22 protein-coding genes and 1 pseudogene are annotated in these 26172 nt (G+C 55.2%); 18 read left to right on the top strand and 5 right to left on the bottom strand.

The window, feature by feature from the left end:
- The first annotated feature begins 1 nt into the window (after position 1).
- Complete coding sequence (locus ACR0MQ_RS22095; protein ID WP_480610943.1) at positions 2-805, top strand: carnitinyl-CoA dehydratase; 804 nt, start codon at positions 2-4, stop codon at positions 803-805.
- Complete coding sequence (locus ACR0MQ_RS22090; RefSeq protein ID WP_480610940.1) at positions 805-1752, top strand: 3-hydroxyacyl-CoA dehydrogenase NAD-binding domain-containing protein; 948 nt, start codon at positions 805-807, stop codon at positions 1750-1752. The genes ACR0MQ_RS22095 and ACR0MQ_RS22090 overlap by 1 nt, the downstream gene beginning before the upstream one ends.
- On the opposite strand, the gene ACR0MQ_RS22085 is transcribed toward ACR0MQ_RS22090, so the two are convergent.
- Entirely contained in the window at positions 1734-2804 is a 1071-nt protein-coding gene (locus tag ACR0MQ_RS22085; protein ID WP_058279874.1) for a GlxA family transcriptional regulator, read from the bottom strand. The two genes, ACR0MQ_RS22090 and ACR0MQ_RS22085, sit on opposite strands and share 19 nt — an antisense overlap.
- A gap of 119 nt (positions 2805-2923) precedes the next feature.
- On the opposite strand from ACR0MQ_RS22085, the gene ACR0MQ_RS22080 reads away from it, so the two are divergent.
- From ACR0MQ_RS22080 to ACR0MQ_RS22035, 10 genes and pseudogenes are all read left to right on the top strand, one after another.
- Positions 2924-3814 (top strand): beta-keto acid cleavage family enzyme, encoded by an 891-nt coding sequence (locus ACR0MQ_RS22080; RefSeq protein ID WP_480610937.1) that lies wholly within the window; start codon positions 2924-2926, stop codon positions 3812-3814.
- The gene (locus tag ACR0MQ_RS22075; RefSeq protein WP_480610935.1) at positions 3807-4808 is read left to right on the top strand and encodes an ABC transporter ATP-binding protein; all 1002 of its coding nucleotides are present in this window, start codon (positions 3807-3809) and stop codon (positions 4806-4808) included. The genes ACR0MQ_RS22080 and ACR0MQ_RS22075 overlap by 8 nt, the downstream gene beginning before the upstream one ends.
- A 76-nt stretch (positions 4809-4884) precedes the next feature.
- Positions 4885-5991, top strand: a complete 1107-nt coding sequence (locus ACR0MQ_RS22070) for an extracellular solute-binding protein (protein WP_058279876.1) — start codon at positions 4885-4887, stop codon at positions 5989-5991.
- 65 nt (positions 5992-6056) lie between these two features.
- A complete protein-coding gene (locus ACR0MQ_RS22065; RefSeq protein WP_480610931.1) occupies positions 6057-6905 on the top strand; it encodes an ABC transporter permease in 849 nt (282 codons plus the stop codon).
- Positions 6902-7699, top strand: coding sequence for an ABC transporter permease (locus tag ACR0MQ_RS22060; RefSeq protein ID WP_480610928.1), 798 nt, complete (start codon positions 6902-6904; stop codon positions 7697-7699). Before ACR0MQ_RS22065 ends, ACR0MQ_RS22060 begins: the two co-directional genes overlap by 4 nt.
- Positions 7700-7710: 11 nt before the next feature.
- Positions 7711-8871 (top strand): acyl-CoA dehydrogenase family protein, encoded by a 1161-nt coding sequence (locus tag ACR0MQ_RS22055; protein WP_058280326.1) that lies wholly within the window; start codon positions 7711-7713, stop codon positions 8869-8871.
- Complete coding sequence (locus tag ACR0MQ_RS22050; RefSeq protein WP_480610924.1) at positions 8868-10958, top strand: acetate--CoA ligase family protein; 2091 nt, start codon at positions 8868-8870, stop codon at positions 10956-10958. The genes ACR0MQ_RS22055 and ACR0MQ_RS22050 overlap by 4 nt, the downstream gene beginning before the upstream one ends.
- The gene (locus ACR0MQ_RS22045; protein ID WP_480610921.1) at positions 10955-12097 is read left to right on the top strand and encodes a serine hydrolase domain-containing protein; all 1143 of its coding nucleotides are present in this window, start codon (positions 10955-10957) and stop codon (positions 12095-12097) included. The genes ACR0MQ_RS22050 and ACR0MQ_RS22045 overlap by 4 nt, the downstream gene beginning before the upstream one ends.
- Positions 12098-12183: 86 nt before the next feature.
- Positions 12184-12420 (top strand): annotated as a pseudogene (locus tag ACR0MQ_RS22040) (transposase); the annotation flags it as partial.
- Positions 12421-12720: 300 nt separating this feature from the next.
- Positions 12721-12993: a hypothetical protein gene (locus ACR0MQ_RS22035; protein ID WP_260024793.1), complete on the top strand. Its 273-nt coding sequence runs from the start codon at positions 12721-12723 to the stop codon at positions 12991-12993.
- 10 nt (positions 12994-13003) lie between these two features.
- Here ACR0MQ_RS22035 and ACR0MQ_RS22030 read toward each other — a convergent pair whose 3' ends face one another.
- Positions 13004-13663, bottom strand: a complete 660-nt coding sequence (locus ACR0MQ_RS22030) for a L,D-transpeptidase (RefSeq protein WP_480610918.1) — start codon at positions 13661-13663, stop codon at positions 13004-13006.
- Between the two features lie 588 nt (positions 13664-14251).
- Between ACR0MQ_RS22030 and ACR0MQ_RS22025 the strand changes: the two genes are divergently transcribed.
- The gene (locus tag ACR0MQ_RS22025) at positions 14252-14701 is read left to right on the top strand and encodes a DUF411 domain-containing protein (RefSeq protein WP_480610915.1); all 450 of its coding nucleotides are present in this window, start codon (positions 14252-14254) and stop codon (positions 14699-14701) included.
- Positions 14702-14930: 229 nt separating this feature from the next.
- Here ACR0MQ_RS22025 and ACR0MQ_RS22020 read toward each other — a convergent pair whose 3' ends face one another.
- Positions 14931-15863 carry a LysR family transcriptional regulator gene (locus ACR0MQ_RS22020; RefSeq protein WP_170772409.1) on the bottom strand — a complete coding sequence of 311 codons (933 nt, stop codon included), beginning with the start codon at positions 15861-15863 and terminating at the stop codon, positions 14931-14933.
- A gap of 112 nt (positions 15864-15975) precedes the next feature.
- On the opposite strand from ACR0MQ_RS22020, the gene ACR0MQ_RS22015 reads away from it, so the two are divergent.
- Together ACR0MQ_RS22015 and ACR0MQ_RS22010 are read left to right on the top strand one after the other, a co-directional pair.
- Complete coding sequence (locus tag ACR0MQ_RS22015; protein ID WP_480610912.1) at positions 15976-16419, top strand: cupin domain-containing protein; 444 nt, start codon at positions 15976-15978, stop codon at positions 16417-16419.
- A 4-nt stretch (positions 16420-16423) separates the two neighbouring features.
- Positions 16424-17224: a glutathione S-transferase family protein gene (locus ACR0MQ_RS22010; protein ID WP_480610909.1), complete on the top strand. Its 801-nt coding sequence runs from the start codon at positions 16424-16426 to the stop codon at positions 17222-17224.
- A gap of 332 nt (positions 17225-17556) precedes the next feature.
- Here ACR0MQ_RS22010 and ACR0MQ_RS22005 read toward each other — a convergent pair whose 3' ends face one another.
- Both ACR0MQ_RS22005 and ACR0MQ_RS22000 read right to left on the bottom strand, forming a co-directional pair.
- The gene (locus tag ACR0MQ_RS22005; RefSeq protein WP_480610905.1) at positions 17557-19116 is read right to left on the bottom strand and encodes an acetolactate synthase large subunit; all 1560 of its coding nucleotides are present in this window, start codon (positions 19114-19116) and stop codon (positions 17557-17559) included.
- A 364-nt stretch (positions 19117-19480) separates the two neighbouring features.
- The gene (locus ACR0MQ_RS22000; RefSeq protein WP_480610902.1) at positions 19481-21979 is read right to left on the bottom strand and encodes an arylsulfatase; all 2499 of its coding nucleotides are present in this window, start codon (positions 21977-21979) and stop codon (positions 19481-19483) included.
- Between the two features lie 343 nt (positions 21980-22322).
- Between ACR0MQ_RS22000 and ACR0MQ_RS21995 the strand changes: the two genes are divergently transcribed.
- The 3 genes from ACR0MQ_RS21995 to ACR0MQ_RS21985 all read left to right on the top strand — a co-directional run.
- A complete protein-coding gene (locus tag ACR0MQ_RS21995; protein ID WP_480610899.1) occupies positions 22323-24245 on the top strand; it encodes a DUF3604 domain-containing protein in 1923 nt (640 codons plus the stop codon).
- Between the two features lie 350 nt (positions 24246-24595).
- Complete coding sequence (locus ACR0MQ_RS21990; protein WP_480610895.1) at positions 24596-25276, top strand: hypothetical protein; 681 nt, start codon at positions 24596-24598, stop codon at positions 25274-25276.
- Positions 25263-26172: metallophosphoesterase family protein (locus tag ACR0MQ_RS21985; RefSeq protein ID WP_480610892.1), on the top strand; the 910-nt coding region annotated here is incomplete at its 3' end. The genes ACR0MQ_RS21990 and ACR0MQ_RS21985, both read left to right, overlap by 14 nt.

Below are 26172 nucleotides of genomic sequence, written 5' to 3'. Positions count from 1 at the left end.
CATGCAAGATGGAGTCAAGGTAAGCCGCGACGGCCACGTTCTGGAAGTTACGCTAGAGCGGGGCAAGGTAAACGCAATTGACGTGCCCACCAGTCAGGCCTTGGCCGCGGCGTTTCAGGAGTTGCACGAAGACAAGGACTTGCGTTGCGCGATCCTGACCGGGGGCGGAGATCGGATTTTCTCGGCCGGATGGGATTTGAAGGCCCTGAATGAGGGTGAGATGCAGCTCGACAGCTGGTGGGAGAGTGATGACTACGGATTCGGCGGGTTCACGGGTCTGACCGAGAATTGGGCGCTCAACAAGCCGGTTATCGCTGCCATCAACGGTCTTGCCATCGGCGGTGGTTTCGAAATGGCCATGGCCTGTGATCTGCTGATTGCGGCAGACCATGTGGAATTTGGCCTGCCTGAAATGCCTTTGGGCATCGTTCCGGATGCGGGGGCACTACAACGCCTGCCTCGGAGAATACCGCACAATATCGCGATGGAGATGTTTCTATTAGGCCGTCGCATGACTGCTACAGAGGCAGCGCATTACGGGTTGGTCAACAAGGTGGTCCCAAAGGATCACTTGATGACGGCGGCCCGGGAATGGGCGGCCTCGATTGCCTGGTCAGCGCCTCTTGCGATGCAATCTGTCAAAGAAGTGCAGCGAGAGATCGAGTGCGTGCCGCTGGAACAGGCCTTTCACAAGATGCGAACCGATCCGATGCCGATCTACCGCAAGATGCTGAAATCTGACGATGCGGCAGAAGGTGTCGCGGCTTTTGTCGAAAAGCGTGAACCCAAATTCAAGGGTGAGTGATGTATCCTGACCCCTCATCGATCACCCGCATCACCAGCATTGGAGCCGGCCCCATCGGCGGCGGCTGGGCAGCGCATTTTCTTGCGCGTGGTTATGATGTGACCGCCTATTTGCATGACGCGAGCGAATCCGATGCCTTTCACGCAATCTTACGCACTGCTTGGAAGAGCTTGACGGATTTGGGGCTTGCCGCCGGTGCGTCGCTTGACCGCTTGCGCATCGTTACAGATTTGGAGGCTGCGCTGGACGGCACCGAATTTGTGCAGGAAAGCGCGCCCGAGCGTCTTGAGATCAAGCAGGCACTTTATCAACGACTCGGGCTCATTTTGCCAACAGACGTCGTGATTGGCTCTTCCACGTCCGGCTTGATGATGACCGACATCCAAGCGACTTGCGCGACCCCGGAACGCTGTGTGATCGGCCATCCCTTCAATCCACCCTATTTGTTACCGCTGGTCGAAATCGTGGGCGGCGAACAGACATCACCAGAGGCGGTGGCTTGGGCCGGGAAATTCTACGAAATCGCGGGCAAGGCCCCGTTGATGATGAAAAAAGAGATCCCCGGCTTTGTAGCGACCCGACTGCAAGAGGCGCTTTGGCGAGAGGCCCTGCATATGGTCGCCAATGGAGAGGCAACGCCGGAAGACATCGACATCGCACTCATGAACGGCCCGGCGCCTCGTATGGTCTCGCAGGGTCAGTGTATGGCTTTTCACGTGGCCTGTGGTGCCGGAGGCATGGCCACCAACCTGGATCAGTTCGGCCCGGCGCTGAAGTTGCCCTGGACCCGGTTGGAGGCACCTGAGCTGACGAAGGAATTGCGCGATCGCATGGTCGATGGCTGCAACGCTGTCGCCGGCGACCGAGATTTCGAGGACATGGCAGCCCAACGTGATCGCGAAATAGTTGCAGTGCTGAATGCCCTGCGTCAGTCTCGCGGGGGATGACCCTGCGCCGGGATGTTGTTCAAAATGGACAAGAAATCCGAAAGTGACCCGGGCCAGCTGGGTGCCGGCTCGCTTTTCGGCCATGCCTCACGGTATTCGGATGGGCGCCGGCCGAAGAATTTACCGAATGAATAGGCAAAATGTGACAGCGTATTGAACCCTGATGCGGTGGCAATCTCGCGTACACTGAGGTCGGTCGAAATCAACAGCAGGCGAGCATTCTGCAATCGGCGCAACAAGCCGAATTGCACGACGGTACAACCCACATTCTTCTTGAACTGACGTTCGAGCTGGCGTTGAGAAACACCCAGAACATCAGCGATTTGGGGCACTTTGAGCGGCTCTTCTATGTTTTCTTCGATCAGGGTCATCGCTTCTCGGATCAACGGCAGCATGGTTTCCGTGCTTCGACCCATGGTGCTGCGCTGGGGTGAGGCGGCGTCGCGAATGGGGTGATGCAGCATCTGGTCTGCAATCTCCCCCGAAAAGCCGCTGTCGCTGATGGATTCAATCAGCCTTAGCATCAGATCGACCCCGGCCAACCCGCCCGCGCACGTCATTACCTTGCCGTCAATAGTGAACAGACACTCGTGGACATCGACCCGATCAAAGGATTCCCGGAACCCGCTTAACCAGGACCAGTGAATAGTTGCAGGTTTGCCGTCCAACAAGCCTGCCCGCGCGACGATGTAGCTGCCCAATTCAACACCGCAAACAGTTTCGCCTGCGCGTGCGCGTTTTCGCAACCAGGAAAGTAAAGTGGTGTTTTCGTAGTACTCAGTGCCCCAACTGCCCAATACAAACACAAAATCCGCCGGAGTGAGGCTGCTGCAATCAGTGTCAACTGCGGTCGTCATGCCATTGCTGGCAACAATCTCAGGACCGTCGAACGAGACGATGTCCCAGGAAAACATCGGTTCTGGCGCCAGGTAATTTGCGATCCGCATGGTTTCGATCATGGTGATCAGCGTGGTCAGGTTGAAGCGCGGGACAACGACAAATACGGCATGCCGTTTAGCCCGAGCCATATGCGTTGTGATGTCGACATGCATTGGTTTTGCCTAGCAGACTTTGGTCAGATTTTTCGTCACTCTAACCCAATCTGTGGCGGATAATCGACATCTTTGTCTGTCAATCGCGCTTCAATCTATGTGTAAAGGGGGGCTCGGATATGACCTACGATGTTGTGCTGACCTGCGCGGTTACCGGTGCAGGAGATACGACCGGCAAGAGCCCGCACGTGCCGGTTACTCCGAAAGAAATCGCTGATGCGGCAATCGAAGCCGCCAGGGCAGGGGCCTCTGCTGCCCATGTGCATGCGCGTGATCCTGAAACGGGGCAGGGCTCGCGCGATCCGGCGCTCTTCAAGGAAATCGTGGATCGAATACGTGAAGGCGATACCGATGTGGTCATCAACGTTACGGCAGGTATGGGGGGCGATTGGATTTCAGATCCTTCAAACCCCGCCATGCCCGGTCCGGGCACCGACATGATCGGCCCAGAAGAACGGTTGGCCCATATCAAGGAATGCCTGCCTGAAATCTGCTCTCTCGATTGTGGTACGCTGAATTTTTCCGACACGGACATGATCTATATTTCCACGCCACCGACACTGCGCCGGATGGCGGCGCTGGTTCAGGAATGGGGCGTAAAGCCCGAGCTTGAGGTCTTCGATCTCGGCCATATCCGATTTGCCAAGGCAATGGTGGAGGAGGGGCTGATTGATGCGCCGCCAATGTTTCAGTTGTGCCTTGGGATTCCATGGGGGGCTGATCAAACGGTGGAAACCATGGCGGCCATGAAGGCGCAACTGCCCGTAGGCGCCAGCTGGGCCAGTTTTGGGATCGGGCGGGGGCAGATGCCGATGGCCGCTGCCGCTGTCGCGCTTGGGGGGAATGTGCGTGTCGGTCTTGAGGACAACATCTACCTTGACCGCGGGGTTCTGGCGACAAACGGCCAGCTTGTCACCCGCGCCCGAGAGATTATCGAACGGATGGGTGGGCGGATCCTGACACCGCAAGAGGCGCGCAACAAACTGAACCTGAGGGGGGCGGATGGCTGATCCAACCCAAACCGGTAGCTTGCAAATTCGCAATGTCTCCAAGTTTTTTGGTCAGTTCCGTGCTGTCAACGACATCTGCCTGGATATCCGAAACGGAGAGTTCCTGACGCTGTTAGGCCCGTCGGGATCGGGCAAAACCACCTTGTTGATGATGATCGCCGGGTTTCTCGACATATCGAAAGGTGAGATTGCGCTGGACGGTGCGTCCATCTCGGATGTGCCGGCCGAAAAGCGCAATTTCGGCATGGTGTTTCAAGGATATGCTCTGTTCCCCCATATGACTGTTCGCGACAACGTGGGTTATGCGCTAAGCGTGCGTAAACGCCCCGCCGACGAAATTCGGAACCGTGTCGACGAGATGCTGGAGCTGGTTCAGCTTCAGGAGTTTGCAGATCGCAAACCGGGGCAGTTGTCTGGTGGTCAGCAACAACGCGTGGCCCTTGCACGTGCCTTGTGCTTTGCGCCGCCTGTGCTGTTGCTGGACGAACCGCTGGGAGCGCTGGACAAAAAGCTGCGTGTCGAAGTGCAGGAGCAGCTCAAGGACATTCATCGCCGCGTTGGCACTACCTTCATCTATGTCACTCATGATCAGGAAGAGGCACTGTCGATGTCTGACCGCATCGTGATCATGCGCGACGGCGCGATCGAGCAGGTCGGAACGCCAAAAGAGCTGTACGAGCGCCCGATCAATCAGTTCACCGCCAGTTTCCTCGGGAAATCGAACTTTATTCATCAAAACGGAAAGGTCTTTGCCCTGCGCCCGGAAAAAATTGATCTGATGCCTGGCAACGAAAACGCCGAGGCCCGGATGAGGGGGGCCATTCGCAGCATAACCTATTTTGGCTCGATGCAGAGGATCATCGTGGATACCGACGAAGGGGCCGAGATCGAGGTCGATATCGACGTCTGGCGCAACGCCTCTGATCTGGCAGAGGGGTTGCGTGTGGATTTGCTTTGGAAAGATTCAGCAGCAGTGGAGCTACAAACGGGCTAGGCACCCCAACACAGAACGCCCAGAGGCGTCACGACCGAAAGCCGGGTCAAATCCCGGATCAAATGGGAGGAAGAAAATGCACGATAAACAATTCAAAAAGGAAATGCTTGCCGAAAGTGCCCAGGCGTTCCGGGCTGGCCGTATGGACCGGCGCACGTTTCTGGCGCTTTGCGGTGCTTCGGGTGTTGCAATGAATGCGGTACTGGCAGGCGACGCCCAAGCGGCGGCAGACCATGTCGTGATGTGGAATTGGGGCGGCCAATCCGAAGAATGCCATGGCTCGGCCATCGGTGAGGCCTTTACCGCCAAAACCGGCAAAGGTTTGAAATTTGACACCTCTGGTCCGTTGGAAGGTAAGATCAAGGAAATGGTCGACAGTGGCAATGTGACTGCCGACGTGGCGGATGCGGACTTGTTCAACGCCGTGTCACTTGGACCAACCGGCCACCTGGAGCCGATTGACTATTCCGTGGTGTCCAAGGAGAAAACACTGCCCGGCTATGCGTTGGAATATGGGGTGTCGATCATCCTCTACGGGTATGCCTTTGTGTATGACACCGAAGCCTACGGCGACAATCCACCGCAAAACTGGGCCGATTTCTTTGATACCGAGAAATTCCCCGGGACCCGAGCGCTCTACAAATGGGCAAATGGGTCGCTCGAGGCCGCATTGATGGCGGATGGAGTCGCTGGCAGCGATCTCTATCCGCTCGATATGGATCGGGCCCTGAACAAGATCCAGTCAATCAAGGATGACAGCCTCTATTGGGGCTCGGGATCGGAAGTTCACTCTATGGTGGTCAACAACGAGGTCTCGATGGCGATCATCTGGCAGAACCGGGGTCGCAACATCGAAAACGACACCGATGGTCAATACAAGCTGGTGAACAATCAGGCGATGGCGATGCCAGGTGCATATATCGTGCCCAAGGGCAACCCGGCGGGTGCCGCTGTCATGGAGTTCATCGCCACGGCGCAAGACATTCCGGCGCAGTTGGCACTGTTGGATTGCCTGGGCATGACACCATCGAACCCCGAAGCCTTTGGTCAGATTCCTGAAGACCAGCAACCTTATGCGATCACCTCGGCCATGAACATCGACAAGATCGTCTACAATGATCCGGAGTGGTGGGGCAAAAACGGCGGCGACGCGGTGAATGCCTTCCTCGAAGCGATTAGCTGACCACTCAACCTTCTGGTCGCCTGATCCGCAGTATCGGGCGGCCAAACCCCTCTCGAAAGCTTTGGATGCAAGCCTTAAACCGTCATATCCACCCAGGATGGCTGATCATCGCGCCCTTGATGCTGATGGTCGTCGCGCTCTATCTCGGGCCGATCTTGAATATCCTTTGGCTGAGCGTAACAGACCCTGAACCCGGGTTCAGCAACTATGCCAAGCTGGCGGAGGGTGATGCGTTGATCCGGATTGTCTGGACCACGGTTCGCATTTGCATCATCACAACGCTCTTCAGCGTCATATTCGGCTATTCCATCGCCTATGCGATGGTCCACTGCCACCAGCGCCAGAAGACCTATATGCTAACGCTGCTATTGGTGTCCTTCTGGATATCCATTCTCGTACGCACCTTCGCCTGGCTCATGCTGCTGGGACGCAAAGGATTGGTCAATGTCACGCTTGAGGACATCGGCCTGATTGCCGAACCCGTCGCCTTCATGCGCAATGAGTTGGGTGTTCTGATCGGAATGGTGCATTACATGATCCCCTATGCGGTGTTGCCACTGCTGGTCTCGATGCAATCCATTGATCAGAGGGTGATGGACGCTTCGCGCAACCTAGGGGCCAGCGGAAGCCAGACATTCTGGCGCGTCTACCTGCCGATGACCATGCCGGGGCTTGTGGCTTCGACCCTGTTGGTCTTCATCCTCAGCCTTGGGTTTTATGTGACCCCGGCCGTATTGGGCGGCGGCAAGGTGCTGATGGTGGCGGAATACATCTCGGTTCAGTTGCTGGTGACCTTGAAATGGGGCACGGCGGCGATGTTGGCGGCCATTATGCTGATTGGTGTTTTGGTGATGCTTTGGATCATGTCGCGGTTCATGAAACTGAGCACGGTGTTCGGGGGGGCAGCGCGATGAAGCCGGGCCTTTTCTCGTTTTTCAACCGCGTGGGAGCCTGGGTGCTGCTGTTGTTTCTGGTGACCCCGGCCCTGATTGCCATCCCTGTCTCACTGACGCCGAAACGCTTTTTGTCCATGCCACAGGGTGAGTATTCTCTGCGCCATTTCGAGAAGCTGTTCACCAGTGAGGAATGGCTTTCGAGCTTTTTCCAAAGCGGCGTAATTGCCGTTTCCTGTTCCGCGCTGGCTACGCTTTTGGGCACGCTATGTGCGATCGGGCTGTGGCGGGTTTCGTCGCGATATAGTGAATTGGTTCGCGCCTTTCTGCTGCTTCCATTGATCATACCGCAGATTATTTCCGCCATGGCGTTTTATCGGCTATGGATCCCTCTGGGTCTATTGGACAGCTACGCCGGTTTGATACTTGCACATACGATCCTGGCGGCCCCTATGGTGCTGATCACGGTCAGCGCGTCCTTGGCAACGTTTGATCCTAAGCTTGAACAAGCCTCCAAGAATCTCGGGGCCTCCAACTGGACCACCATGCGCCGGGTGATCCTGCCTTCGATCAGGCCGGGGGTTTTTGCCGGCGCGCTTTTTGCCTTTATCCTCAGCTGGGATGAAATCGTGGTGACCTTGTTCATCTCGAAATACAGCGTCTACACGCTGCCGCGCCGCATGTGGAACGGCATCCGTGAAAACACCGATCCGACAGTGGCTGCCGCTGCCGTTATCCTGATTGCCATCACCCTGATTGCCTTTGCCGTTTCTGCGGTACTGTCGCGGCGAAACGCACGGGCTCGGGCAGAATGAATGAGGCTGCCATGAATCTGGAAACCAGTCACGAAACAGACCTGCTGGTCAAAACGGTTCGCCGATTTGTCGAAACAGAGATGTATCCGCATGAAGAAAAGGTGGATCGCCTAGGCTATGTGCCCGAGGAGATCGGCCGCCAGATCGAGGCGAAGTCGCATGAATTGGGCCTCTTCGCCTGCAACCTGCCCGAAGAGGTCGGCGGCGGAGGGCTGGGATATGGGCCGATGTCGCTGATCGAGCGGGAATACGGCCGCACAAGCCATGCGCTACAAAGCTGGGCGGCGCGCCCCACGGAGTTGCTGATGGCCTGTGAAGGGGATCAGCGCGAGCGATACTTGTATCCTGCCGTGCGCGGTGAAAAGCGTGAGCTCTTTGCCCTGACAGAGCCTGACGCAGGTTCGGATGTCATGGGGATGAAAACCAATGCGATACGCGATGGGGACGACTGGATCCTGAATGGATCCAAGCATTTTATCTCCGGTCCCTGCATGCCGGATTTCGCGATTGTCTTTGCGGCAACTGGTACAGATGAAACACCACACGGCCCACGCAAACGGGTGACGGCTTTTCTGGTCGATGTGGGCCTTCCGGGGTTCGACTGCCGCGAAGGGACGCATTGCGTCAGCTATCGCGGTTACAAGACTTTTGAGTTGAGTTTTGACAATGTGCGCCTTGGTCCAGACCAGATCCTGGGCGAAGAGGGTCGCGGACTCGAGCTGTCGGGAAAGTGGCTCGGCATGGGGCGCATCTGGGTCGGTACGACCTGCTGCGGAAAGGCCGAGCGCATCCTCGACCTGGCGACCGACTGGGCCGCAACGCGCAAGCAATTCGGCAAACCGATCGGTACGTTTCAGGCCACCGGCTTCCGTCTGGCAGACGGTGCAATGACTTTGCGCGCGGCCGATCTGATGGTGCAAGACGCCGTTGCGCGCGCCGAAGCGGGTGTCATGGGTGATGCAGATGCGGCAATGGTCAAGGTTTATTGCTCAGAGATGCTCAACAAGATTGCCGATGATGCTGTGCAGATATTTGGTGGTATGGGACTGATGGAGGAAATGCCGATCCAAAGGTTTTGGCGCGATAGCCGATTGGAGCGGATTTGGGACGGCACCAGCGAAATCCAGCGCCATATCATCACCAGGTCCATCCTGAGGCCTCTTGGCGCATGACACCGGCGCGGCGCGAAAACCTCGAGCGTCTTTTAAAGCCGCGCCATATCGCATTTATTGGCGGGCGCGATGCGACTATTGCCGTGCGCGAAGCGCGTCGGCGTGGATTTCACGGGCAAATGTGGGCCGTTAATCCCAAACGCGCCGATCTGGATGGCGTGACCTGCGTTCCTCGCATCGCGAACCTGCCGGAACCACCTGATGCGGTCTATCTCGCCATCCCTGCCGCCGGGGTTACCGATGCCCTGAGAGAATTGGAGCAGATGGGTGCAGGTGGCGTCGTTTGTTTTTCCGCGGGTTTCAAGGAAACTGGCGACACACAATCAGAACGAGATCTGATCGAAGCCGCAGGGGATTTGGCTCTGATCGGTCCAAACTGTTATGGCATGATCAACTATATCGACAATGCCGCTCTTTGGTCATTTGAACATGGCGGCTGGTCGCCGGGATACGGTGCAGCGATCGTTACCCAGTCCGGTATGTTCTCATCTGACATCACAATGAGCGCGCGTTCGTTGCCAATGGCGTATATGGTTTCTGCCGGCAATCAGGCGGTCTTGGGGATTGAGGAATTCCTGGATGCCTTTGCTGAAGACCCGGCTGTGCGCGCCATTGGATTGCATATCGAAGGGTTGCGCGATATTGCTGCTTTCGAACGCGCCGCGCTGAAAGCCCTGGATCAGGGGGTCCCGGTGGTTGCACTGAAGACCGGCAGTTCCTCCATCGGAGCGACGCTCACGTTCAGCCATACCGGGTCGCTTTCGGGTTCGAACGAGCTCTATCAGGCGCTGTTTGATCGAATTGGGGTGATCAGCGTCACCAGTCCCTCCCAATTTCTCGAATCGTTGAAGTATTTCTGCGTGGCGGGCCCTCCCAAGGGTGCGCGGATCGCTGGGTTTACCTGTTCAGGCGGTGGGGCGACGATGCTGGCCGATCATGCAGAAAAGATTGGGCTCAATTTTCCCACCATTGGGCCCGGCGGCCAGAATACATTAACGAGCCTGCTTCCCGACATCGCCACGGTATCCAACCCACTGGACTATACGACCCCGATCTGGGGGAACGGCGAGAAGACATATCCAGTCTTTGCCACAGCGATCTCGGCACTTCATGCAGATCTAGCCGTTCTGGTGCAGGACTACCCGGCAGAAGGGTTGGACGCGTCTAAGATCTACTACCAGAACGATGCTGCAGCTTTCGCGCAAGCCGCTCAAGAACACTCTGTACCGGCCGCGATCTGCTCAACCTTGCCTGAAAATCTTGATCGTGGGACCCGCAGACATCTCATTGAACTGGGGGTTGCGCCTATGCAGGGTATTCACGAGACGTTGAATGCCATGCGTGATGCTATTTGGTGGTCCGAAACAAGGGCACGGACAAGGGTTGACCGGCTCGCCGCCTTGCGACCCGGTGCAACTATCCCAAACCCAATGGTATTGACCGAAGACAAAGGTAAATCCTGGCTCAGGCAAATGGCTGTTGCTGTGCCAAACGGACATGTCTGCAACGCGGCCGAGGCAGCTGGCGTTGCGAAAGATATCGGCTACCCGGTCGCGCTGAAAATGATGTCACCAAGCTTGCCTCACAAGACCGAAGCGGGCGCGGTCGCTTTGGGGATCAAGGATGCAGAGGGGCTGTCTTCGGCGATCAAGGCAATGACGGCATCGGTTGCGGCGTATGACCGCGCGGCGGTGACGGATCGCTTCCTGATCGAAGTCATGTCGCCCAAGCCACTAGCAGAGCTGATCGTCACGCTGCGTGCTGATCCGCAATTTGGTCCCAGTTTGGTCATCGGTAGCGGCGGTGTTTTGACCGAATTGGTCCGAGATGCGCGCACTGTGTTGTTGCCTGCCTCAAAAGACGAGATCGAGCGCGCATTGTGTTCGCTCCGTGTAGCTCGCTTGTTAGAGGGGTACCGGGGCAGTCGACAGGCGGACATTCCGCGAATTGCGGATGCGCTACACCGGTTGTGCACTGAATTCCTAAAGGCGCGCGGCGAGGTCGCAGAGATCGAGATCAACCCGATGTTTGTCTACCCAGATCACATCGTCGCCGTCGATGCCCTGATCCAGGTGCCCCGGTCATGAGCAGGCATAGAATCATACCCAATCCTGATCTGACTGTCGGAGACGACAACAAGCAGCGCTGGAACCAGCCGGAATTTCGCCGCCATGGGTTCCACAACGCACATCGGCTGTTCCGCCGTTGTCTCATGGTGCGGTCCAGAGAGGTTTTGGAACTGGAATCCGCAGAACAGAATCTTTGCGCCCGTGTGCCTGAACTGGCAGAGATGCTTGCCCATCCGGCATTCTCAGCGTTCTGTTGCTTGAAGGATGACCAGATCATCCTGGAAAAGGCCGCAAATGATTTTTCGGCCTTAGCGCCGCATTCTATACAGTCGGTGACGAAGCTACACATCCACATAATCATCGGGCGTTTGCTCGGGCAGGGGCATCTATCGCTGGACGCGCGGGTCTGTGACTATCTGCCGGATATGGGCAGCGGCTATGCCAAGGCAACAGTGCAATCGCTGCTCGACATGAGTGTCGATAACGACTTCACAGAAGATTATGCTGACCCGAAGGCCGATTGCTACGCCGAGGAAGTTGCACTGGGATGGCGGTTGCCTGACGCAGACGAAGCGGAAACCACACTCGCAGAGTTCGCCGCCTCGATCACCGGTTTCAGGGCAAACTCGGGGGTGCGACAAGCCGATTATAAATCCGCGAACACGGATGTCCTGACCCTGATAGCGGCCAAAGTTTCGCCCATTCCACTGGCTGAACAAATCGAAGAGATTGTTGATGCCTCAGGATACGAGGGCGCTTTTCACATCAGCCTCAGCAAGGACGGGTACCCTGCATTTTCCGGTGGCGGTTGCCTATGCGTGCGCGACCTCGCGCGGTTCGGGTTGCTATTGGCGCGGGAAGGCCGCGACCTGTACGGTCGAACTATGGCCAACACCAGTTTCCTGCAAGAAACTCTGATCCGCCACGCGCCAACGATGACACCACCCAAGAATTGGCTCAAGTACTCAAACCAGATCATGACCGACGGTCGATTGATCGGTCATGCTGGCTATGGAGGGCAGTTCCTCATGGTGGATATGGTCAGCGGCACCAGCTGTGCATTCTTTAGCGTGCTTGAGAATGACTCGGGTTACGATGATGCCTATATGGGAGAACTGGCCACAACGCTTCGAGACGTCTGCTTTTCTGTCATTTGACGGGTTTGCAGTTGGCGAGCTAGGCTCAGGACACATTGATTTCTGCTTGGCCGCGTGATTCACGGTTCGAAAAACGAGCGGTGAACATGTCTGATCTTTTCTGGCTAACGGATGCGCAAATGGCACGTCTTAAGCCCTTCTTCCCAAAGCCGCACGGCAAACCTCGCGTTGACGATCGGCGCGTGTTGAGCGGTATTATTTTCATCAATCGCAATGACCTACGGTGGCGCGACGCCCCAGCGGCATACGGGCCGCACAAGACGCTCTACAATCGTTGGCAGCGGTGGAGCGACAAGGGCATCTTCGCCGAGGTGATGATGGGATTCCTGCGCTGGAAGGTCAACAAGCAACAGGCTTTGCGTAAGGGTTAATTCGTCTGGATTGTCGTTGCCGTCGGCACAGGGGCTTAGTTTTTAAAGGTGGCTCCAAATCATTAAGTCATTGTTGATAAACGTTTTTTAGGCATAGCCCGAAGTCGCTTTGAGAAAAACTTGGCTTTTCGTATCGGCCGAACGCAAAAAAGCAACGCTAACAATCGCTTAGATCTTGGTGAATTGATGTGATAACCCGTCGATGCGATGGTAATCAATACTACAAATATTAGTCACAGTGGGCTAAGCAACATGTCGTCCAAGAAAGCTGTACAAACACTAGCCGCACTTTGGTTCGTCGGCGCCTGCACCGAAACGACGGCGATTTCTTCAGATAGCCAGGCCGGAGCGCTTTCCCGAGTTCCGGACGCGGTTGCCCAGATCGCGGCACCGGGTCAGGACCTGAATGCCGTTAAAATTATGCCTGAGGACGGTTGCTATTGGTATCGCTACGTTGGTCCAGTTGAAACGACCTTCCTGCCACTCAGAACGATCGACGGGCGCCCAATCTGTACACGTGCCTGACAAGCGACTGTCAGTTGGTTGAGGTCAGAAGCCGCTCGGGAGGGTGGAGATGCGCCGTCGCTCCTGGCCTTACACGATCATAAAGCCCGATGATATGCGGCATGGCCATCCTTACGCAGCCGGAACTTGCGCGACCTCCGATAGATCTTGGGTAAGGTGTTCCGTGTATTCGCAAATACGTATCGCGACCACCTTCGTACAAATAAAGCGCCCTTGATCCCAATGGGTTTGTCGGCCCGCCGGGTACACCATTCGCGAATTGTGCGTATTCATAAGGGTCGCGTTCAATCATTTCGGCGGTAGGCGTCCAACGTGGCCATTTGGCCTTTCGCTTGATTGTGTAGACTCCTGGCTCGTAAAGATTACCTCGGGCAATGGCTACGCCGTAACGCATCGCCGTGCCGCCGTTTTCGATGAAGTATAAGTACCGCGCCACAGCATCCACATGTATGTCACCCGGAACCAGCGCTCGGTTGGTTTGTACACGCTGAGGCAGGAAACGCTGGTTTAAACCCCAAGGATTGGATGTTGCGGGATCGAAATTGGGCGGCGTTACCCTTGCGTCCCATTCCGACCATCGCGAAGAAGTGGATGCGGCTACAGAGGAAGAAAGTGCAGGCTGCGCAAGCATCGCCAAAGAAGTTGCAAGTAAGTGTCTTCTGTTCAGCATTTCTCTCGTCAACCCCTGATACTTGGGACTCATTGCTGAGTGCGGCGGTCTCTGAGGTTTTCAAGTTCTAAGAAAATTGTCCAATCATTTATCTTATTTAAGAAAATTACCGACCAACTGGTACTTTTTATCAACGGTAGGCGTGAAATCACCAACGGCGAAGGCCGCAACACCTGCGCGAGCTTTGACCTGCGTCAAAGCATAGATGGCTGGATTGCTGCTAAGTTGTTCGACACATGGAACAGAACAGTTGGATCAAGCACTCGCGCAGAGCGGCATTCTTGGTCATAGTGATTGCATTGTCAGGGTGCACGGGCAGGCACCACCAAGGCAATTGGCATGGCCACGGCTTAGAAGGTTGCTATGGACCTCACCACGACGTTGATCGCGAGGTCAATTGCCGAACGCTCGAGTGAACTTGAGCCATACGCGACGCAACTCACAAAACGTTTGGCGACCAGTGTTATTTGGATTGAGATTCAGATCTTGTATCGAAACTGTCCGTTTGATGCTTAGTCCGGCAACATTGAAAACTTTGGCCCTGGCACAATATCTTTGTAGTCCCATGAAGAAGCGGAGAAGAGACCAATGAAACGACGCGAATTTTTACTAGCGGGTACAGCAGCAGTGTTGGCCACTCCTTCCGTCGGACAAGAAGCCCCACTCATCAAAGTCTACAAGACGCCAACCTGCGGCTGTTGTTCCGCGTGGGTAGATCACCTGATTTCCGCAGGATTTCGTGCCGATACGCTAGACGTGGGGCAGGAGCAGCTGTGGTCGCTTAAAGAACAAATGAAAATCTCTGATGAGCTTTCCAGTTGCCACACTGCAATTGTTGGGGACTATTTTGTCGAAGGTCATGTCCCGGCGGAAGACATCTATCGACTTTTGTCCGAACACCCTGAAGGCCTCGGCCTGACAGTTCCAGGTATGCCAATGGGATCACCCGGCATGGATTTTTCAGACGAACGAGAGCCCTACGAAACCTTGCTCGTTGGCCTGGATGGGACGACGAGTGTGTTTGCTCGACACAGCTAAGAGATCAGATGAAGGACAATCAGACTTCCTAGATCCGTTCCCAGCAAACGACGGCTCTGGGCTCGGTGCAGTCATTCACTCAATCGCGGCGAATGTCTGCCTTGCGGACAAAGCGGTTGTTCGCTGCGGCTGCTCGAATGTCTGCATTGGCTGATTGAACCTATTTCGATTCTGTTATTCGAAACATCAACTTGTTTCAGTCCGAAAGGCGCTGCTTAGGACAGTTTGACTAACTGCCTAAGTCCAACGCCTTCATCAATTCGAAGACTTGGCTACGCATCCAAGCCGCCATCGGGGCGTTGTCGGAACGCTTGTGCCAGATGCCGATGATCAACGCTGGTTCGATATGCATCGGAGGTTCGAACACCTTCAGTTCGAATGTCTTGGCCACTTTCCTTGCGAGCTGAGCGGGTACAAGCGCGATGAGGTCGCTTTCGCTAACCGCGCGGCAAACGCCACTGAAGACGGGCACTGTCATAGCAACCTGTCGCTGTTTTCCGACGCGGTTTAGGGCAGCATCGCCCATCGCGGCCAAGTTCCCTTCGGGGGAGAACAAGACATGGTGGAGCGCACAGAACGTATTCATGTGCATTTGTGTCCCTTCCTGAAGCCCCTCAAGCTTTGGATTTCCCTTGCGAGCTATCACGTGGAACGGCGAATGGAAAAGCGGCTCCCGATTGACCCAGTCCGGTAGGAGCAAATCCGGGATCAGCGCAATGTCAGCGTTGCGTCGCTCAAGACTGGCCACATAGTCATTCGGAACCAGATCAACCAGCTGCGCTCGTAGATTGGGCGCCGACTTTTGCAGGAAATCACCCAAAGGCGGCATCAGGAGTTCCGCGAAAAAATCGCTGGCGGCGATCCGGAAAGTGCCTTCAGCGGTTTGCGGGTCAAAGGTAGCCGGTGGGGCTAGCAAAGCTTCCAGACGTTCAAGTTCTTCGCGCAAACCGGATTCAATCTTGGATGCATAATCGGTAGCGACCAAACGGTTTCCCTGCCGGACAAAAAGGGGGTCGTCCAAGGCATGACGAAGACGTGACAATGCACCGGAGACTGCGGATTGCGACATGGCGAGCTTGTCGGCCGCCTTGACGGTTGAGCCTTCGCTAAAGAGGGCGTCCAGCACGCGCAAAAGGTTTAGGTCCAGCGTAGCGAAATTCACCTGGCCGATATCCTATATTAGATATTGCGGTTTGCCTGATAGGTTGGCCTTCGGATAAGTTTCTGTCAACGGAAGCGCTTTCGTTTCAATCCAATGCAAATGGAGAGAAGCGATGAAGGACCTGGCCCAAATCGACGGAGCCATCGAATGGCTCGGCGTAAAATACAAAAACATCCTCGGCCCAGAACAGACAGGCGGCACTATGTCTATAGTGGACAGTTGGTCTCCTTCAGGTAGCGGCCCTCCACGCCACGTGCATCAAAACGAAGACGAAACCTTCGTAATCCTCACCGGAACATGCAGGTTCTGGCTAGAAGGCGAGGAGTTCACCGCAGGGGCCGGTGAAAGCGTATTCATCCCACGAGGCAAGGAACATACCTTCAAGGTGACAGACGACGAACCTTGCCGCCATCTCGTGATTCTGACGCCCGGCGGATTCGAAGGCTTCTTTGCCGACATGGCAGGCAGTCAGTGCCGTATTCCTGAGGACATGCCTGCTATCGAAGAGAGCGCCAAGCGGCACAACATGGCCTTCACTGGCCCACCATTGGATTGATACCATGACTGGCAAACACATAGTCTATCATATCCCCGTCTGCCCCTTCTCGCAGCGACTGGAAATCCTACTGGCGCTGCGCGGACTGACGGATGCCGTGGAATTTCGTGTCGTCGACATCACCAGGCCGCGCGATCCCGAATTGCTAGCCAAGACCCGAGGGACGACAGCCTTGCCCGTGCTGGAAACCAGCGACGGCCGCATATTGAAAGAAAGCCTCGTGATCCTGCGCTATCTTGATGAGGCGCTGCCAGGGGCACCATTGCGCCGCAGTGATCCTGCCGAGCACGCCATTGAGTCGATGCTGATCGCCCGTGAAGGACCCTTTACAATGGCAGGCTATCTCTTTGTCATGAATCAGGATCAGGCGCGCCGAGATGAGCATTTGAATAAACTCCTCGCGCTCTATCGAGACCTTGATGACTTCTTGGCTCATCATAGTCCGACTGGCCCGTTCCTGTTCGATGACTTCGGTTTGGCAGAGGCTGTTTTTACCCCGATGTTCAAGCGGTTTTGGTTCCTTGACTACTACGAAGGGTTCAAACTACCCGTTGGCAAAGACTATGATCGGGTACGAGCGTGGCGTGATGCATGCATGGCGCATCCAGAAACATCGCAGGTGACTGAAGAAGAAATCGTCAAACTCTACTACGACTACTCGCTCGGGGCCGGAAACGGCGCCCTACCTGACGGTCGCAGCGTTTCAAGTTTCACCTTCGAACCGCCTTGGCAATCGAGACCCATGCCCCCGAGGGAAAAGTATGCGGTTACAGCCACCGACAAAGAGCTGGGCCTTGTCGCCTGACCATGGAGTAGATAGCCAACACCGGACATTCATGCGCCGATCGGCATCGGACAATATGGGCTCGAGGCAGTCATCCAACGGTTTTTGTCGGATGCCGGCTAAGCGCCGCTTAGCGGCCGTTCGGTCACGAAAAACCGAACTTTCAGCTCTCAATGACTCCTTTGGCCAAAAGCAGACGCTGGTCAAAAATTCGACAATGATCGCTGCGCGGACAAAACGGCAATTTCACCGCCGTTTGAACCATCGCAAAGTCTTTTCACAGCATCAACTTATACCGATCCGCAGTTTGCACCCCAAGTCTCATCTGCTCTTCAGGTTCCGTGTCACAATACTCATGCTGGCGGGGGACACACAACTTCGATCAGAGATGGCCCGTCGCTGGAGAGACCGGCAGAGAGCGCCTTCGCAAAGCTGTCCATGTCATCTGCGCGTGTCCCAGGAACACCGTGGCCTTTCGCCAGAGATACCCAGTCTAGTGTCGGGTTCTCCACGTCAAACATAGCCTGAGCATTCTGACCATAGCTCGCCACACCGACATTTGTGAGTTCATCGCGCAGAATTTGATAGCCGCGGTTTCCAAACACAATCACCGTGACGTCGAGATTTTCCCGCGCCATAGTCCACAGAGATTGTAGCGTGTACATGGCCGAACCATCCCCAGTCAGGGCAATAACTTGTCGGTCCGGGCACGCGATGGCCGCACCCGTTGCGCAAGGCAAACACAGCCCAATCGCTCCGCCGGTGCCAGCGAGTAGATCATGCGGTCGAGCGGTGGCTGTCGGTGGAATGACGTGAAACCCGGACGTCACGGACTCATTACAGATAATCGCGTTTTCCGGGATCAGTGCTGCCAACGCCAAACCAACTTTTTCCAGGGTCAACTGCCCGCTGGGAATGTCCGGCAGATCGAGCGGATGGGTTTCTGCCACCGTTTTGCTTGTGACCCCGACCGCGTCGGCGAGCGCTTGCAACGTCCACTCGATATCATCTGTGGGCGTACACAAGTCGGTAATCGGGCAATACGGAGGTTCGGGTACGCTTGGTTTCCCTGGATAGGCAAAAAAGGCGACTGGCCTGTCTGTGCCAAGCAGAGTGATCGAGGACGTTGCTTCAAGCTGAGCGATCTTGGGCGATATCGGATAGACCAGTTGGTCTAGCTTTGCTGTTCCTGCGCCTTTGGAAATGCGCGGTATCAGAGTATCGGCCAACAACCGGCACCCCGTCGCGGCGGCAATTTGTCCAGCAAGTTCACGCTGCGGTCCAAACAGGGCTGATCCGCCAATCATCAGCACGGCGTTCGGCGTCACAAGACGGGCTGCCGCGGCCTCTATGTCGCCTGTTGACGGTCGATGGAGTCTTACTCTGTTGTCCAAACGGTTAGCCGCTGCGTTGGCTTCGTTCCAAGCTGTGTCGGCAGGCAGAACTAGGGTCGCGATCTGGCCGTTTTGCGCGCGGGCTGCTTGGACCCCTGCCGCTCCATCCGTAGCTACATCGGTGGCATTGGAGGTCACGCGCGTCCAATGACTGACCGCTTGGCTGATACCGAGGATGTCTCCCTTCAAAGGGCTTTCGTACCGGAGGTGATGTGTTGCGTGATCGCCCACGATGTTCACGACCCCAGACCCCGCTTTCCGGGCATTGTGCAGATTGGCAAATGCGTTGCCAAAGCCAGGCGCAAGATGCAGGAGCGTTCCCGCAACATCACGTTTCATGCGAAAATACCCATCCGCCGCACCCGTCGTTCCTCCTTCGAACAGGCAAAGAATGCAATTCATCTCCGGGTGTTCATCCAAGGCTGCGACAAAGTGCATTTCCGAGGTGCCGGGATTTGCGAAGACTGTATCCACGCCATTGTTCAAAAGGGTTTTTACGAGTGCTTGAGCGCCGTTCATTTGTTCCTTAGCCTGATTTCAAGCGGTCATTTGATTATAATGCTCGCACGAAAAGGCTTTCTTTCTAAACATATTTTCCTCTCGGCACGACACTCCGCCGCGAAAGGTACCACAGCCGTTCGCGACGTGGAGCAGTCTCCGGACTTCAGGCTATTCCTTTTGGCGGAGCCAGAATTTGGAGCGAAAGTTTTTGTACTTGAGGTGAGATAGGCACGGCGCGAGCACGTCCGCTTCGGGCTCGAAGCGGTCATTCGCCGCGACCAGCGCGAACGACCGCTCTGCGGGACGAAGCGGACAAATATACCATCCGGCTTTCCACTGCCCGACTCAAGCAGGTAGGCAGCCTCTCAACCCTGTGAGCCAACTAGTCGCTTGCTCTTTGCATCGCGTCTTCGAGCTTTTGAATGTCGGCTTGACTCAACTGGGGCCGGTCGATTTTTATCGTTAGCTTTTCCAGCTTAGCGGTTAGTGGGAAAGGTGGTTGGTAATCGTCGTCGTTAAGGCCAGTCAATGTATCAGAACCTATGTCAAACGCCTCGTCCCACTGAAGGGTCGTGGGAATAGTGTTCTTCATCTTTTGGGTTGCTACGACTTCGCCATCGACTTTCAGCGTCCCGGTGCCACCCTGGCCTAAACCACTGGTGCTTCCATATGCGAGGGTTCCTAGTCCGAGACCGTCATATTTGAAGTCAAACTCCAGAGTGTGCTTTCCGGGTGCCAAGGCCTCTTTGCCTTCCCATTTGATCCGTTCGAGATTCAACATATTCCAGAGAAAGACTGGCTTGCCATCAAGTAGGTAGAAACCGTAACCTGCAAAGCGGCCGCCTGATGTCAAAATCATGCCTTCAGCACCACCTTCGGGCACATCTATCTCTGCTGTAATGGTGTACGAGCTGTTAAGAATACTTGGGGAATCTCCCTGAGGAACCCCAGTCATTGGCCGGACATAGACGAACTCGTTTCGTCCCGCCGCAATGCTTGGCCGAGGCAATGAAATTCTGGACGTGACCGAGGCATCCATCGGGAAGACCTGATACTTATTTGCTTCTTCTATAAATATAGCCTTCAGTTCTTCGATCTTCTCTGGGTGCTGCGCCGCCAGATCATTTCTTTGATTCATATCCGTGGTTAGATCGTAAAGCTCGAGCACTTGGTTGTTCAAAGGGTCAGGGTTTGGCGTCTTTGGCGTTTCCCATGGCATCCGGTTTACTTTGGTGCTCAGTAACCAACCTTCGTGATACAAAGCCCATTGTCCCATCATCTCGAAGTACTGAGTTCGGTGGCGGCTCGGTGCATTCTTGTTTTTCTCATCGAAGGTATAGGCAAAGCTGGTGCCTTCAATTGGAGATTGAACAATCCCGTCGACTTCCAACGGCGCTTCAATTCCGGTGACTTCGAGGATCGTCGGCACGACGTCGATTACATGCATGAACTGATCTCGCTGACCGCCTTTGTCTGCGATTCCGTCAGGCCATGACACCACCATGTTCTGTCGGATGCCGCCAAGCCTGTTTGCATTCTGCTTGAAGTAATCGAACGGAGTATCAAAAGCCCAGGACCATCCTGCCGACATGTGGTTGTAAGTCTCTTCGGTTCCCCAAACATCGTACCACTGCAACTGCGTTTTTGCAGGCATCTCTGCGATACCGTTGAACCAAGCCACCTCGTTCGGTGTCCCCATCGGCCCGCCCTCAGCCGAGGTGCCATTGTCACCGTTGATGTAGAAGATCAGCGTGTTGTCACGTTTTCCAAGGTCCTCTATTGCGTCAATCACACGCCCAATTTCATGGTCTGTATAAGCCGCATAGGCGGCGAACACTTCCACCTGCCGCACGAAGAGTTTTTTCTCGTCGTCTGTCAATTGATCCCACGGCTTGATTTTGTCTGCAGGCCAAGGCGACAGCGTTGCATCTTGCGGGACAAGCCCCAACTTTTTCTGGTTCTCAAAAATTGTCTGCCTAAGTGCTTCGTACCCGCCATCAAACAGGTTCATCGCCTCGATCTTCTCGACCCACTCTTTGGTCGGGTGGTGAGGCGCATGCGTTGCACCGGGCACATATTTGACAAAGAAAGGCTTACTTGGCTCGATTTGGTGCAACCGCGAAATGTGGTCAATCGCATCGTCGGCCATTCCGGTGATCAGGTTCCACTCAGGATCACCTTCAAACGGGTAAATCGGGGTGGTGTTTCGATATAGGTTCGGCTGCCATTGGTTCGCGTCTCCACCAACAAACCCATAAAAGTACTCAAAACCTAAACCAGTCGGCCATTTGTCAAATGGACCAGCCTGGCTCGCCGCAAATGCTGGAGTGTTATGATTTTTTCCAAACCATGAAGTGGCGTAGCCATTGTCTGAAAGTATCCTCCCGATAGTGGCTTTGTTGTCTGGAATAATACTGTTGTAGCCGGGATACCCGGTCGAAGATTCCGAAATCACTCCGAACCCGACCGAGTGATGATTGCGGCCTGTCATCAAGGCTGCCCTGGTCGGTGAACAAAGTGCGGTCGAATAGATGTTCGTAAAACTCAAACCCTCTTTTGCCAATTCATCCATCGTATCAGTCGGGATGACGCCGCCAAAAGTACTAGGAATACCATACCCAGCATCATCCAACATAATGAGGAGGATATTTGGCGCGTTCTCAGGTGGCACGACACGCGGCGGCCACCAAGGGGTTGAATTGGTCGCTTGCTCCTCAATTTTTCCCCCGAACACCGGAGGTTCCGGAGGCAATTGCCTGCCATCAATTGTGGTTGTTCCGTCTGGAGAGCCCACTTGCGATTGGGATAGCGCCAATTCAGTAGTGGAAACGAATGAGACCAAGACTGCTACAGTTAGCTTCAATCTATTGGTTGCAGGCATTTCTAACCCTCCCTCCACATTGACACACGGGATTGCGGTCAACATCATTTCCGACGGTTTCGGGTTTTAGAGCCGTGCTAGACCAAATCCCGTAGTGATATTCATATTCAAGAATGTTCTATGTGTAGCATTAAGTTTCCTTGGCACGGCATTTTTTTTGCGACCCCTATGGGCTCAGAGCGGTCATCTGACAACTTCTGTCAGCCATCAAAGGCCTCCCAGCGCGCCAGAGGTAGGCTAAGCGGACAAAGCCGCCGTTTTTGAATTGATAGCTTTTGGTAGTTTGGCTGGATAAAGTCCTAGGATTAAGAGACCAGTTTTGAAGCTTCAGGGATTTTCCAAGATGCGGTTACAGTACCTTGTTGTATGTATGGCCTTTGTCACAGGGACTGCTTCTTTTGCGCAAGTTGCTCCGCCTGACGCCAGCGATACGTTTTTGAAGGGGCGACCTTATTCACCTTACGCTGATCGCGCCTATCCAGAGAGTGTTTTCTTCGGGGATACACACGTACATACTGGCCTGTCGGCAGATGCGGGAGGCGGTGGAACACGCCTCATGCCACGCGATGCTTATCGTTTTGCACGAGGAGAGCAAGTTACTTCTAACACTGGACAGCCCGTTAAACTGCACCGCCCGTTTGATTTTTACATGATTACTGACCATTCCGACGCGATGGGGGCTATCACGGACATTATTTCGGGAGCCCCCAACATTCTGGCTGACGAGCAAGGCCGCGAGTTTCACAATGCTTTCAATGCGGGTGGCGAAGAGGCCCTTCGTGCGATGCAGCAACTCATTGCGAGTTTTGCCCAAGGTACAGTCTCCCCCGCGCTCAACTATCAAGCCGGCAATCCGGCATTTGCGACAGTTTGGGGTGACATTATCGATGCAGCAGAAGAGTTTAATAATCCCGGTGTGTTTACGACTTTCATCGCTTTCGAATGGACCTCACTTGTCCAAGGCAACAACCTGCATCGCAACGTGATCCTGCGCGATGGGCCTGACATTGCGCGCCAGATACTGCCCTATACAACGACGCCACCGGTAGGCTCATCTAATCCGCGGGACCTCTATGCCTGGCTTCAGAATTTCGAAGACACTACAGGCGGAGATGCCCTCGCGATTGCGCATAATGGCAATCTATCCAATGGTTGGGTGTTTTCACTGGTTGATGACTTTGCAGAGGGCAAACCGCCGTTGGACCGCGCATACGCCGAAGCCCGCGCGAAGTGGGAACCGCTTTACGAGTGGTCCCAAATCAAGGGCGATGGTGAAACGCACCCGCTGTTGTCGACAGAAGATGAGTTTGCCGACTACGAGACATGGGATTTTGGCAACCTTGATGCCAGCGTTACAAAAACGCCGGAGATGCTGCCCGGAGAATATGCACGGTCAGGGCTACTGCGCGGCCTTGCTATTCAGGCTGAACTTGGTGTGAACCCCTACAAGTTCGGTGCCAGCGCGGCCACAGACACCCACACTGGTTTGTCTGCCGTCACAGAAGACAATTTCTTTGGTAAACACACGGCTTACGAACCAAATGCAGAACGTGCAAGCCATGTCGGGAAGTCTTTTTCTGATGGCGATGTAGCTTACTACGGTTGGGGTTACAGTGCCGCCGGATTGACCGCCGTGTGGGCGCGGGAAAACACGCGAACATCTATATTCGACGCAATGGAACGTCGCGAAGCCTATGGCACTACTGGCCCGCGCATGACTGTCCGCTTCTTCGGCGGTGACTATTCCGAAGACGCAATTGCACGGCGTGACCTGGCTCGGATTGGTTACGGTGGAGGGGTGCCGATGGGCGGTGACCTCACCGTCGCTGAAGGCGAGGCGCCGGACTTCTTGGTCTATTCATTGCGTGACCCCGTTGGCGCAAACCTCGACCGCATCCAGATCATTAAAGGTTGGGTTGATGCGGATACCGGTGAGGCGCAGGAGAAAGTCTATGACGTGGCATGGGGTGGAGACAGAAGCCCGGACGAAAATGGTAAGCTGCCAACTGTTGGGAGCACGGTCGACTTGTCCATTCCGTCTTGGACGAACACGATCGGCGCGTCGGAGTTGGTAGCGGTTTGGACAGACCCGGACTTCGATCCCTCGGAACTCGCTTTCTATTATGCTCGCGTGATCGAAATCCCAACACCACGGTGGACTGCTTACGATGCCGTAAAATTTGGGGTCGAGATGAGTTCAGATGTACCGATGACAACTCAGGAACGGGCGTACACTTCTCCTATTTGGTACACACCGAATAACTGAAAGTGAATCGTTTACGCTTGCTGGCTTAAGGCTGCTTTGGGCTCGGAACAGTCGTTCGCTGCGCAGTGCGCCAGTGACCGCTGTGCGGACCTTACGGCCGTTCTAGGGCTCTCATTCGAATAGTCGGTCAGTTGCCAAGGCGGACAGGCGGATAATCTCGGGACTGGTTTTGAAGTACTTGAAAGAGGAAGGTTTGGTCATGGGCAAACCCGGCCTCCTACAGCCCCACAAGCGACATCTTCACCAAGGACCGCACACAGATATACGGCATCCTGACGTCAAGCCCGGGCCATCGGTACGGATCCGAGCTCAACGGAACGCGGAAGTCTGGCTGGGGCAAGGGCCAGAACTTGGACTTCCAGGAGACGCCGGCGTTCCTGGCGCTGCGCGAAGACGCGCCGCTGATCGAGGCGATCGATACCGGGCTCGCCAAAGCCCGCCGTGACGGCCAGATCAGCCGCGATCTCGGGCCCGACATACCCCGTGAGCAGATGGCCTACTGGACGCGCGAGATTTCCGAGATTGTGCTTCTCGACTTCATCTTCAGCCAGCAGGACCGGGTGGGTAACATCGACTTCACGCCCTACTATTACTGGATCGAAAAGGGCGATCTAGAGCACAAGAAGGCAAAGCATCATGAACCGGGTGATGGCGACGTGCCGGCGGGCGCGATGCTTCTCAGGCGCACCAACCTCAACGACAACGATGCGGGGGCGCGGGTGGCCTACGCGAACTTCGCTAAGACGACGCAGATGCTAGAAAAGCTCAGGCACTTCGACGGCAAGGTCTACGAACGCCTCGTGGCGCTCGATCGTGATCTGCAATCGCAGGGGCCAATCTACCAGTGGCTTTCGGCAAGCCTTGGGTTAAAGGACAGAGAGGTCACTCAGGTCGTCAACAACACAGAACTCGCAACCGGCATCCTTCAGGAAGGCTGCAGAGCGGGGCGGTTACGGTTCGATCTGAACCCAAAAGAGTTCTTCCTTACTGGCGACGTCGTGCCTGATGAGATCAATTGTGATCCGGCGTAACCTCGCGATTGGCCTTTTGCTTTGGGCGCTGGCCAGTGATCAGGCGGCAGCGGAGGCCGTTCGGATCGTGGTGATCTCGGATCTGAACGGAAGCTATGGCTCGGTAAAATACGATGCGCGCGTCGGCAAGGCGATTAAGCGGATAATCGAGATTGATCCCGATCTGGTGATTTCGACGGGCGATATGGTCGCGGGACAACGAATTCCCAATTTGTCAGACAAACAGGTCAGGGAGATGTGGAAGGCGTTTCACAAGGCCGTATCAGATCCTTTAGCGGCTGCCGGAATTCCATTTGCGGTCACGCCTGGAAACCATGATGCCTCCGCCTACCGAGGGTTCGAGCGTGAAAGAAAAATATACGCAGAGGAATGGACACCGAGAAAGCCAGACGTCGACTTCCTGGTTTCGGATGACTATCCGTTTTTCTACGCGTTTGAGATGCAGGGCGTAACGTTTGCGTCTTTGGATGCTACGACCCTAGGGCCGCTATCTGGCGATCAGCAGGACCGACTTGTGGAACTGGGTGCAAATGGAGACCCGATTGTCACTTTCAGTCACCTCCCACTTTGGCCCTTCGCGATCCAGCGCGAACGCGAAATCATCGGTGACCCAACACTTGAAAAAATCTATCTGGAAAGCGGGGTCGTTCTGCATCTGTCAGGCCACCATCATGCTTTCTACCCAGGCTGGAAAGACGGTGTGGCTTATGTTTCCCAAGCTTGTTTGGGAGGTGGCCCGCGACGGCTTATTGGTGACAATGCCAAATCACCTCACAGCTTCACTCATGTTACGTTCCAACCAAATGGAGAGTTTGGGATAGCAGTATATCGAGGGCCTGATTTCGAAAAGTCGGTAAATTTCAAGTCGCTTCCGAAAGAGATCAGATCCCCGAATG

The sequence above is a fragment of the Ruegeria sp. AN6 genome, from assembly GCF_056540425.1.
This window is presented reverse-complemented; position numbering and strand designations above follow the sequence as displayed.

Coding starts and splice junctions, on each gene's coding strand:
- ACR0MQ_RS22025 (WP_480610915.1), top strand. CDS start 14,252: ATGAAACGACGCGAATTTTTACTAGCGGGTACAGCAGCAGTGTTGGCC.
- ACR0MQ_RS22030 (WP_480610918.1), bottom strand. CDS start 13,663: ATGCTGAACAGAAGACACTTACTTGCAACTTCTTTGGCGATGCTTGCG.
- ACR0MQ_RS22075 (WP_480610935.1), top strand. CDS start 3,807: ATGGCTGATCCAACCCAAACCGGTAGCTTGCAAATTCGCAATGTCTCC.
- ACR0MQ_RS22055 (WP_058280326.1), top strand. CDS start 7,711: ATGAATCTGGAAACCAGTCACGAAACAGACCTGCTGGTCAAAACGGTT.
- ACR0MQ_RS22005 (WP_480610905.1), bottom strand. CDS start 19,116: ATGAACGGCGCTCAAGCACTCGTAAAAACCCTTTTGAACAATGGCGTG.
- ACR0MQ_RS22085 (WP_058279874.1), bottom strand. CDS start 2,804: ATGCATGTCGACATCACAACGCATATGGCTCGGGCTAAACGGCATGCC.
- ACR0MQ_RS22035 (WP_260024793.1), top strand. CDS start 12,721: ATGTCGTCCAAGAAAGCTGTACAAACACTAGCCGCACTTTGGTTCGTC.
- ACR0MQ_RS22010 (WP_480610909.1), top strand. CDS start 16,424: ATGACTGGCAAACACATAGTCTATCATATCCCCGTCTGCCCCTTCTCG.
- ACR0MQ_RS22000 (WP_480610902.1), bottom strand. CDS start 21,979: ATGCCTGCAACCAATAGATTGAAGCTAACTGTAGCAGTCTTGGTCTCA.
- ACR0MQ_RS22070 (WP_058279876.1), top strand. CDS start 4,885: ATGCACGATAAACAATTCAAAAAGGAAATGCTTGCCGAAAGTGCCCAG.
- ACR0MQ_RS22080 (WP_480610937.1), top strand. CDS start 2,924: ATGACCTACGATGTTGTGCTGACCTGCGCGGTTACCGGTGCAGGAGAT.
- ACR0MQ_RS22050 (WP_480610924.1), top strand. CDS start 8,868: ATGACACCGGCGCGGCGCGAAAACCTCGAGCGTCTTTTAAAGCCGCGC.
- ACR0MQ_RS22065 (WP_480610931.1), top strand. CDS start 6,057: ATGCAAGCCTTAAACCGTCATATCCACCCAGGATGGCTGATCATCGCG.
- ACR0MQ_RS22045 (WP_480610921.1), top strand. CDS start 10,955: ATGAGCAGGCATAGAATCATACCCAATCCTGATCTGACTGTCGGAGAC.
- ACR0MQ_RS21995 (WP_480610899.1), top strand. CDS start 22,323: ATGCGGTTACAGTACCTTGTTGTATGTATGGCCTTTGTCACAGGGACT.
- ACR0MQ_RS22060 (WP_480610928.1), top strand. CDS start 6,902: ATGAAGCCGGGCCTTTTCTCGTTTTTCAACCGCGTGGGAGCCTGGGTG.
- ACR0MQ_RS22095 (WP_480610943.1), top strand. CDS start 2: ATGCAAGATGGAGTCAAGGTAAGCCGCGACGGCCACGTTCTGGAAGTT.
- ACR0MQ_RS22090 (WP_480610940.1), top strand. CDS start 805: ATGTATCCTGACCCCTCATCGATCACCCGCATCACCAGCATTGGAGCC.
- ACR0MQ_RS22015 (WP_480610912.1), top strand. CDS start 15,976: ATGAAGGACCTGGCCCAAATCGACGGAGCCATCGAATGGCTCGGCGTA.